The following is a 7,323-nucleotide window of genomic DNA, read 5'->3' as shown; positions in this document are numbered from 1 at the left end:
CCGATGACCTTGGTCAGCGGGGCGTCGAAGATGCACGACGCCGGGTCGGTGACGATGTCGGAGGACACGATCGGGTCGGTGGAGTACTTGAGGAAACGGCCGTCGGCGGCCTTCTCGATGATCGCGTTGACCTCCTCGACGGTGGTCTCGCGACCGGCCTCGAACGTCAGGTCGGTGGCCGAGCCGGTGGGCACGGGCACGCGGAGCGCGAAGCCGTCGAGCTTTCCCTTCAGCTCCGGCAGGACCAGGCCGATGGCCTTGGCGGCACCGGTCGAGGTCGGGATGATGTTGAGCGCGGCGGCGCGGGCGCGACGCAGGTCCTTGTGGATGTTGTCCTGGAGGTTCTGGTCGGCGGTGTAGGCGTGGATCGTCGTCATCAGGCCCTTGACGATGCCGAGGTCGTCGTTGAGCGCCTTGGCCATCGGTCCCAGGCAGTTGGTCGTGCAGGAGGCGTTGGAGATGACGTGGTGGGTCGCCGGGTCGTAGTCCTCGTGGTTGACACCCATCACGATCGTGATGTCCTCGTTGGAGGCAGGCGCCGAGATGATGACCTTCTTGGCACCGGCGTCGATGTGTGCCTTCGCCTTGGTCGCGTCAGTGAAGAAGCCCGTCGACTCGACGACGACGTCGACATCGAGGTCGGCCCACTTGAGGTTGGCCGGGTCGCGCTCGGCGAACGCGGTGATCGTCTGGTCGCCGACCTTGATCGAGGTCTCGTCCGACGAGACGTCGGCGTCGAGGCGGCCGAGGATCGAGTCGTACTTGAGCAGGTGCGCGAGGACCGCGTTGTCGGTCAGGTCGTTGACGCCGACGATCTCGATGTCGGCTCCCCCGTCGAGCTGGGCGGCACGAACGGCCCGGAAGAAGTTACGACCGATGCGGCCGAAGCCATTGATTCCTACGCGGACAGTCACTGAGGGACTCCTTGAAGTCGAAGAACGAGTGGGACGCCCAGGTCCGGACATCCGACGGCTTCACGACCCTATCGCGGAGCGTCAGGACCTCCGATCGGGCATGTCGCCGTACGTGCAAGTAACCCCTGGCCGTGCTCGCGTCCCGCGATCAGGCCTCGTCGACCAGCATCTCGGGGGTCAGCGACGACTCCGTGTCCGGGATCCCGAGCTCCTCGGCGCGTTTGTCAGCCATCGCCAGCAACCGCCGGATGCGTCCGGCGATGGCGTCCTTGGTCAGCACCGGGTCGTGGAGCTGCCCCAGCTCCTCGAGGGAGGCGTTCTTGTGCTCCAGCCGGAGGTCGCCGGCGAGCTTCAGGTGATCGGGGACCTCGTCGGCCAAGATCTCCAGCGCCCGCTCGACCCGGGCGCCGGCCGCCACCGCGGCACGGGCCGACCTTCGCAGGTTGGCATCGTCGAAGTTCGCGAGCCGGTTGGCGGTCGCCCGCACCTCGCGACGCATCCGTCGCTCCTCCCAGGCCATCAGCGACTCGTGGGCGCCGAGCCTGGTCAGCAGGGCGCCGATCGCGTCCCCGTCCCGGATGACGACGCGGTCGACCCCACGGACCTCGCGTGCCTTGGCGGAGATGCCGAGCCGACGGGCAACCCCGACGATTGCGAGCGCGGCTTCGGGGCCGGGGCAGGTGATCTCCAGCGAGGACGAGCGGCCGGGCTCGGTCAGGGAGCCGTGGGCGAGGAAGGCACCTCGCCAGGCCGCCACCGCGTCGCAGCCGCCCCCGGAGACCACAGCCGGCGGAAGACCGCGCACCGGACGTCCACGCTGGTCGAGCAGGCCGGTCTGGCGCGCCAGGGCTTCCCCGTCCTTGACGACCCGGACGATGTATCGGCTCCCCCGGCGGATGCCGTTGCCCTGCACCATGACGAGCTCGGAGTGGTGTCCGTAGACCTCGGCGATGTCCTTGCGCAGGCGTCGGGCGGCAGCACCGGTGTCGAGCTCCGCCTCCACCACGATCCGACCGCTCACGATGTGGAGACCACCGGCGAAGCGGAGCATCGAGGCCACCTCGGCCTTCCGACAGCAGGTCTTCGTGATCTGGGTGTTGGCGAGTTCTGCCTTCACCTGTGCCGTCATCGCCATGGGGCGATCCTGCCACGAACGTCAATCACCCTCGACCCTGCTCCCCGCCATGATGTCCTCGAACGCGGCGGCCAACTTGGCGTCGTCGTGGCGATCGGAGGCGTCCTCGGCTGCGATGTCGGCGATCACGAGCCGCGCCCCCGACTCGGACACGGACCCGTCGAACTGCTCGGGGTGCGCCACGCTGCGCACGTCAGCCAGCACGGTGTGGATCTTCAGGTCGGGCGCGTGCTCGAACAGGGCCGCCAGGTGGTCCTCCGGACCGAAGCCGGGGGTCTCCCCCTCCTGCGGCGCGAGGTTGAGCACGACGATGAGGCAGGCGGAGGTGTCGCTCAGCGCCTGGCGCAGCTTCGGGACCATCAGGTGGGGGATGACGGACGTGAACCACGACCCGGGACCCAGGACGACCCAGTCGGCCGACATCACCGCGTCGATGGCCTCTGCGCAGGCGTCCGGATCGGCGGGCTCGAGGGCAACCGACACGATCTGCCCGTGCGTCGTCGCCACCTCCACCTGACCGCGGACGGTGGAGGTGCGGGAGGGATCCGTCGTGTCCAGGCCCCGAACCACCGCCGTCATGTCGATGGGAGTGATCGCCATCGGGAGGACGCGACCCCCGGCCCCGAGCAGCCGGCCGACCCAGTCGAGGGCGCGGACCGGATCGCCCATCAGCTCCCAGAGTCCGACGATCAACAGGTTGCCGATGGCGTGACCACGCATGTCACCGTCGCCCTCGAACCTGTGCTGGACCAGCTCGGCCCAGGTCCGGCCCCACTCGTCGTCCCCGCACAGCGCCGCGAGGGCCATCCGCAGGTCGCCGGGCGGAAGCACGCCGAACTCCTCGCGCAGCCTTCCGGACGAACCTCCGTTGTCGGCGACCGTCACCACGGCCGTCAGCTCGTCGAGCGTCAGCTCGGCGACCAGGCGACGCAGCGCGCTGAGGCTGGCGAAGAGTCCGTGCCCGCCGCCGAGGGCAACGGCGGACTGGGCGGTGTCACGGGCCATGCGTGGCCTCACTCCCGCCCGAGGTCGCGGTGACTGGCCTGGGTGTCGAAGCCGTGCTCGCGCAGCCGGGCCGCGATCTCCTCGCTCATCGCGACGCTGCGGTGCTTGCCGCCCGTGCAGCCGATCGCGATGGTCATGAAGCGCTTGCCCTCGGTGAGGTAGCCGCTGGCGACGTTCTCGAGGACCGGCACGTATTGGTCGAGGAAGGTCTGTGCCGCGGGCCGCTTCTTGACGTAGTCGGCCACCTCCTCGTCACGCCCGGTCCGGGGGCGGAGCTCGGGCACCCAGTGCGGGTTGGGGAGGAAGCGCATGTCCGCGACGAAGTCGGCGTCGACCGGGATGCCGTACTTGAAGCCGAACGAGACGACGGTGACCTTGAGCTTCAGTGCCTCCGGGCTGCCGAACTGCTCGCTGATCCGGTCGGTCAGCTGGTGCACGTTGAGGTTGGTGGTGTCGACGATGACGTCGGCGTCGGCCCGCACCTCGGCGAGCACCTCGCGCTCGCGCTGCAGCCCGTGGAGAAGGCGGCCGCTCCCCTGGAGCGGGTGGGGACGACGAGCGGCCTCCTGGCGGCGTACGAGGACGTCATCGTTCGCCTCCAGGAACAGCAGGGTTGTCGGCCGGCCGGTCACGCCCTGGTGCCGGTTGGCCTGCAGCGAGGCGAAGAACGAGCCGGAGCGTACGTCGACCACGACCGCGATGGGTTCGGCGATCCCGCGGCTGTCGTCGACGAGACGGACGACGTCGCGCACCAGCGTCGGCGGGAGGTTGTCGACCACGAAGAAGCCGAGGTCCTCGAGCTCCTTGGCGGCCGTGCTGCGACCGGCACCGGTCATGCCGGTGACGATCACGAGCTCGCCGGGGGTGGGCTCCATCAGTTCTCCTCGATGATCTCGCCGGTCGCGGTGTTGACCTGGACGGCGGGGGCGGTGGTCCCGGCATTCTTGCGGGTGGCGTCGGCGCTGGCGACGGCCGCCTTGATGGCCTCGGCCGTGCGGGGGCCGATGCCGGGCACGAGGGCGATCTCCTCGGCCTCCGCGAGCCGCAGCTTCTTCAGGGAGCCGAAGTGCTTGAGCAACGTCTTGCGGCGCACCTCCCCGAGGCCCGGCACGTCGTCCAGCGCGCTCTCCACCATCGACTTGGAGCGGCGCGAGCGGTGGTGGGTGATGGCGAACCGGTGGGCCTCGTCGCGGATCCGCTGGAGGAGGTAGAGCCCCTCGCTGGTGCGCGCCAGGATGACCGGGTCCTCCTCGGCCGGCAGCCACACCTCCTCGAGGCGCTTGGCCAGGCCGCAGACGGGAATGTCGTTGATGCCGAGCTCGGTCAGGGCCTGCTGCGCAGCCGCCACCTGGGGTGGACCGCCGTCGACCACCACCAGCCCCGGCGCGTAGGCGAACTTGCGCGGGCGACCGGTCTCCGGGTCGACGAGCATGGGGCCGGAGTCGGTCGACACCGCCTCGCTCCTCGCCTGCTCGTCGAGCAGCCGGCGGAACCGGCGGGTGATCACCTGGTACATGTGGGCGACGTCGTTCTGCGTCACCTCGGTCTCCCCCGCCTCGGGCTTGATCACGAAGCGGCGGTATTCGCCCTTGCGTGGCAAACCGTCCTCGAAGACGACCATCGAGGCGACGACCTCGGTGCCCTGGAGGTTGGAGACGTCGTAGCACTCGATCCGCAGCGGCACCTCGTCGAGGGCCAGGGCCGACTGGATCTCCTCGAGGGCACGGTTGCGCGTGGTCAGGTCGCTGGCCCGCCGGGTCTTGTGCAGCACGAGCGACTGCCCCGCGTTGTTGGCGACCGTCTTCTGGAGCGCGAGCTTGGCGCCGCGCTGGGGCACCCGGATCTCGACGCGGCTGCCTCGCAGGTCGCTGAGCAGGTCTTCGAGCACGCCGGCGTCGGCGGGGAGCGCCGGGACGAGCACCTCGCGCGGGATCGAGTCGGACTCCCCGCCGTACAGCTGGAGGAGGAAGTCCTGGACGAGCTCGGCGGTCCCGCCGTCGTCCGTGCGGTCGGCGACCCACCCCCGCTGCCCTCGGATCCGCCCGCCGCGGACGTAGAAGATCTGCACCGCGACCTCGAGCGGGTCCTCGGCGAGGGCGATCACGTCGGCGTCGGTGCCGTCGGCCAGCACCACCGCCTGCTTCTCCATCGCCTTGGTCAGGGCACCCAGGTCGTCACGCAGCCGGGCGGCTCGCTCGAAGTCGAGGGCTTCCGAAGCGGCGTACATCTCCTTCTCGACGCGCTTGACGAACGCTGAGGTGTTGCCGGCCATGAAGTCGCAGAAGTCGTCGACGATCTCACGGTGCTGCTCGGCGCTGACGTTGCCGACGCAGGGAGCGGCGCACTTCTCGATGTATCCCAGCAGGCACGGCCTGCCGATCTGGCTGGAGCGCTTGAACACGCCGTTGCTGCACGAGCGCATCGGGAACACGCGGAGCAGCAGGTCCACGGTCTCGCGGATCGCCCAGGCGTGGCCGTAGGGGCCGAAGTAGCGGGTGCCCTTGCGCTTGGCTCCGCGACCGACCATCACCCGCGGGAACTCCTCGCCGACCGTCACGGCGAGCCAGGGGTAGGACTTGTCATCGCGGTACTTCACGTTGAAGCGCGGGTCGAACTCCTTGATCCAGCTGTATTCGAGTTGGAGCGCCTCGACCTCGGTCTTGACGGTCGTCCACTCGACGCTGGCAGCGCTCGTGACCATCGAGGCGGTGCGCGAGTGAAGGTTGCGGATGTCCTGGAAGTAGGAGGACACGCGCGAGCGGAGGTTCTTGGCCTTGCCGACATAGATGACGCGGCCCTTGGCGTCACGGAAGCGATAGACCCCTGGCTGGGTCGGGATCGACCCGGGTTGGGGTCGATAGGACGCCGGTGAAGCCATGCCACAACCCTACGGGCCGGCGCCGACACTCCCGGACGGCACCGGCGAGGGAGTTCCCGGGAACCCGCCGCTCATCCCGCTGGTGCAGCTGGAGAAGTCACCGCTGAAGGTGTACGCCAGCGGCTCCACCAGCGCGCCAGCAGGCACCTTGTCGCCCGAGACCCTGGTGATCGAGGTGTTGCTGTCCTGTACGTGGTGGACACTCCACGTCGCAACACCGTCCGGCTCGCCTGTCCTGACGGCCCGCCACTCCGGGGGCGCCGTCCTTGCCGGGGGCACCCGCCGAACCGGCGGCGCCGGTTGCTCCGCTGGGCCCGACGATCCCTTGAAGGCCAGCACTGAGGTCTTCGGCGGCGATGGTGCCGTTGCGGATGTCGCTGCTCTTGACTGCGTTCTTCTGGATGGTCTTGCGCCGCACGGCGTTGGGAGCGAGGTCCTTGCTTCCACCGCTGTAGTCGGCGATGTCCTGTCCGGTGATGAGTCGGTCTCGGTGATGGACCGAACCCGGATCAGGCCAGCGAGATCGAGTCGCCCTCGACCGTGATGCCCACCTCGGCGAGCGGTGCCGTGGCCGGTCCGGAGATGACCGAGCCGTCCTCCAGCGAGAACTTGCTGCCGTGACATCCGCACGGGATGACCCCGTCGCTGCTCGCGCTCACCGTGCAGCCCTGGTGTGTGCAGACCGAGGAGAAGGCCTTGAAATCACCCTCGGCGGGCTGGGTCAGCACGACCTTCTGCTCGGAGAAGACCGCACACCCCCCGACGGGGACGTCGGAGGTCGCGGCCAGCGCACCGGCCGGGGCGGCCGCGGAGGGCTCGCCAGGCCCGGTCGGGTCGCTGCTCGACGTGGGGTCGGAGGCCGACTCGGGGTCATCACTGGCGCAGGCGGCCAGCGCGGGCAGACCGATCACGGCTGCGGTGGCGCCACCGAGCACCCGACGACGGTTCACAGGAGAAGTCATGGCGCGAGACTACTTCTTGGCGGAAACCGCCTTTTTCGTGGCGACCTTCTTGGTGGTCGTCGTCTCGGCCGGCGCCGCTGCGGCCGCCTTCTTTGCAGCAGCCGCCGCCTTCTTGGTGGCAGTTGCTGCCTTCTTGGCCGCAGCCTTGCTCAGCGGACGGGCGGGCTCCGCCTTGGGCTGGACCCGTCCCCGAGGCTGCTTCGCACCGCGACCCTCGAGCAGGGGCGCGAGGAACTGTCCGGTGAAGCTGTCCGGGTGGGCCGCCACGTCCTCCGGTGTCCCCTCAGCCACGACGATGCCGCCCCTCGAGCCACCCTCGGGGCCCATGTCGATCAACCAGTCGGCGGTCTTGATGACGTCGAGGTTGTGCTCGATGACCAGCACGGTGTTTCCCTGGTCCACGAGTCGGCCGAGCACGAGCAGGAGCTT

At 69.4% G+C, this 7,323-nt stretch carries 7 protein-coding genes and 1 pseudogene; all 8 read right to left on the bottom strand.

Annotation, left to right across the window (positions count from 1 at the left end; translation table 11 throughout):
* Window positions 1–914: type I glyceraldehyde-3-phosphate dehydrogenase (gap, locus tag JWN68_RS02650; protein ID WP_297734273.1), on the bottom strand; the 914-nt coding region annotated here is incomplete at its 3' end.
* A gap of 148 nt (window positions 915–1,062) precedes the next feature.
* Complete coding sequence (gene whiA / locus JWN68_RS02645) at window positions 1,063–2,049, bottom strand: DNA-binding protein WhiA (protein WP_297734270.1); 987 nt, start codon at window positions 2,047–2,049, stop codon at window positions 1,063–1,065.
* Window positions 2,050–2,070: 21 nt separating this feature from the next.
* The gene (yvcK, locus tag JWN68_RS02640) at window positions 2,071–3,054 is read right to left on the bottom strand and encodes a uridine diphosphate-N-acetylglucosamine-binding protein YvcK (RefSeq protein ID WP_297734267.1); all 984 of its coding nucleotides are present in this window, start codon (window positions 3,052–3,054) and stop codon (window positions 2,071–2,073) included.
* A gap of 8 nt (window positions 3,055–3,062) precedes the next feature.
* Window positions 3,063–3,929 carry an RNase adapter RapZ gene (gene rapZ / locus JWN68_RS02635; protein ID WP_297734263.1) on the bottom strand — a complete coding sequence of 289 codons (867 nt, stop codon included), beginning with the start codon at window positions 3,927–3,929 and terminating at the stop codon, window positions 3,063–3,065.
* Window positions 3,929–5,932: an excinuclease ABC subunit UvrC gene (uvrC, locus tag JWN68_RS02630; RefSeq protein WP_297734259.1), complete on the bottom strand. Its 2,004-nt coding sequence runs from the start codon at window positions 5,930–5,932 to the stop codon at window positions 3,929–3,931. Before uvrC ends, rapZ begins: the two co-directional genes overlap by 1 nt.
* A 9-nt stretch (window positions 5,933–5,941) precedes the next feature.
* Window positions 5,942–6,211 (bottom strand): hypothetical protein, encoded by a 270-nt coding sequence (locus tag JWN68_RS02625; RefSeq protein WP_297734256.1) that lies wholly within the window; start codon window positions 6,209–6,211, stop codon window positions 5,942–5,944.
* 230 nt (window positions 6,212–6,441) lie between these two features.
* A complete protein-coding gene (locus tag JWN68_RS02620) occupies window positions 6,442–6,894 on the bottom strand; it encodes a Rieske (2Fe-2S) protein (protein WP_297734253.1) in 453 nt (150 codons plus the stop codon).
* Window positions 6,895–6,903: 9 nt separating this feature from the next.
* Window positions 6,904–7,323: pseudogene (locus JWN68_RS02615) on the bottom strand (excinuclease ABC subunit A); the annotation flags it as partial.

The sequence above is a fragment of the Nocardioides sp. genome, assembly GCF_025964975.1.
In the GTDB taxonomy this organism is placed as follows: Bacteria; Actinomycetota; Actinomycetes; order Propionibacteriales; family Nocardioidaceae; genus Nocardioides.
This window is presented reverse-complemented; position numbering and strand designations above follow the sequence as displayed.

Coding starts and splice junctions, on each gene's coding strand:
- JWN68_RS02620 (WP_297734253.1), bottom strand. CDS start 6,894: ATGACTTCTCCTGTGAACCGTCGTCGGGTGCTCGGTGGCGCCACCGCA.
- whiA (WP_297734270.1), bottom strand. CDS start 2,049: ATGGCGATGACGGCACAGGTGAAGGCAGAACTCGCCAACACCCAGATC.
- uvrC (WP_297734259.1), bottom strand. CDS start 5,932: ATGGCTTCACCGGCGTCCTATCGACCCCAACCCGGGTCGATCCCGACC.
- yvcK (WP_297734267.1), bottom strand. CDS start 3,054: ATGGCCCGTGACACCGCCCAGTCCGCCGTTGCCCTCGGCGGCGGGCAC.
- rapZ (WP_297734263.1), bottom strand. CDS start 3,929: ATGGAGCCCACCCCCGGCGAGCTCGTGATCGTCACCGGCATGACCGGT.